The sequence below is a fragment of the Paenibacillus phytorum genome (assembly GCF_013141715.1).
GTDB classification, from domain to species: Bacteria; Bacillota; Bacilli; order Paenibacillales; family NBRC-103111; genus Paenibacillus_E; species Paenibacillus_E phytorum.
This window is the reverse complement of record NZ_WHOA01000063.1, coordinates 1-1,481: the sequence shown is the minus strand read 5'-3', so window position 1 is coordinate 1,481 and position 1,481 is coordinate 1. Positions and strand designations below refer to the sequence as shown.

The 1,481-nt window shown below is 36.6% G+C and carries 2 protein-coding genes; both read right to left on the bottom strand.

Annotation, left to right across the window (positions count from 1 at the left end; genetic code table 11):
- Window positions 1–157: 157 nt before the first annotated feature.
- Window positions 158–658, bottom strand: a complete 501-nt coding sequence (locus GC098_RS07920; RefSeq protein WP_171642605.1) for a GyrI-like domain-containing protein — start codon at window positions 656–658, stop codon at window positions 158–160.
- Between the two features lie 253 nt (window positions 659–911).
- Window positions 912–1,160, bottom strand: coding sequence for a dual specificity protein phosphatase family protein (locus GC098_RS41485; RefSeq protein WP_376773847.1), 249 nt, complete (start codon window positions 1,158–1,160; stop codon window positions 912–914).
- Window positions 1,161–1,481: the final 321 nt, after the last annotated feature.

The window sequence follows — 1,481 nt, the reverse complement described above, 5'->3', positions numbered from 1 at the left end:
AACCCATCATACCGAGGCGCTCCTTTTTTGACAAAGGCCAAATCTTAGGCCTTACAGGAATGTTTAACTCAATAAAACCAAGGAGCGACTGCCACGGCAGAACTGCTCCTTAGTTTGTTTGAACTATTGTTCTCCATAGTTGAATAATCTTATGAATTTAGAAAACAGTCTTTTCCTTCCATTTTATTGGAAAATGCAACAAAAAATCTGCATTTCCTCGTTCTAATGGTGAATGTACTTTCGAATACATCTCGAACCCGAAAGTTCCTGCTTGTTCATACTCTGAATTACTTATCCATTCATACAACTCCCCATAAGCATCACCAGCCCTATCGATGTCTCCTTGGTATTCTAAAACTGCATAGGTCGCTTTAGGAAGTTCATATGAAATCATATCTACTGGCGGCTCCACATCATGATTAACTTCAATACCAGCTATCCATGCAAACAGGTCTGTATCAGGATTATAATTTGGCGGGTCTATGAATACGCCATATGTAATCGGAAGTCCTACGGTACCATTTACCTCTTCTAATCTTTCATTGAACGATTGTTGGAACTTTGGAATTATCATTTGCTCTCTAGTGTCTTGCAATAATGTTTCCAGTTTCATTCCTATGATACGGGAATGTTCTCTTTCAATGATTTTTATAGCCATCCCATAACCTCCATGTTTAATTTCAATATTACTTTCTCGAAAGGACATATTTTTCCTTTTTTTTGGGATGTCTTTTTTATTGAGCAAATCTGCCCGTCCCTCGGAGTAAAGGGTGCCACTCGGCAGCCCTTCTGATGTTTAACTATCGTTCCCCGTTAGTAAAAGTCATTCACTCAATTTGGGTATTCTCGTTTCCACTCTTCAATTAAAGGTTTGAAATTTTTATCAGGCTCTATAATAGGGCGCTTTGTTTTTATATCTTTAAAACCTTGTGTAAAAGAGCCCCCTTTTCACCCAAAAACCACAGTAGTAACATTACAGAATGAGACCTTCCTTGATGACAATTAACAAGAAATCGTTTGTTTTGTTCGATTCTATTTTGAAGGGCTTCCTTTGCTTTTGGTAAAAACTCTTTCACTTCATTTAATTCACCATCACGAAATGGAATTGCAAGATATTCAATTCCTTCTGGAGTAAATACGTTACGATTTGATGATCTAATGTCTCTTAAATCAATCCAACATCAATCTTAGGAGTTGGTTGATTTTCGAATTTTCCAGTTCGATTGATATTGACGGGCTTCAACTGTTCCATACAACAACTCGTCTATGTCATCTTCACCGCCGAGATAAAGTTATCTTTTATTATCTCAGAGTAACCATATTTACTTTCCCAATCTTGAGGTTGATGCTTCATATTACACCTATAATGTCTTTTCTTTTTATTACCATATTCAGGAATTTCCATACAGCTTTTTCTTTGGAACTATTAAAGTATTGTTGAGCAAATCTGCCCTATACTTGAACGAACAAAAAAAGGAGCT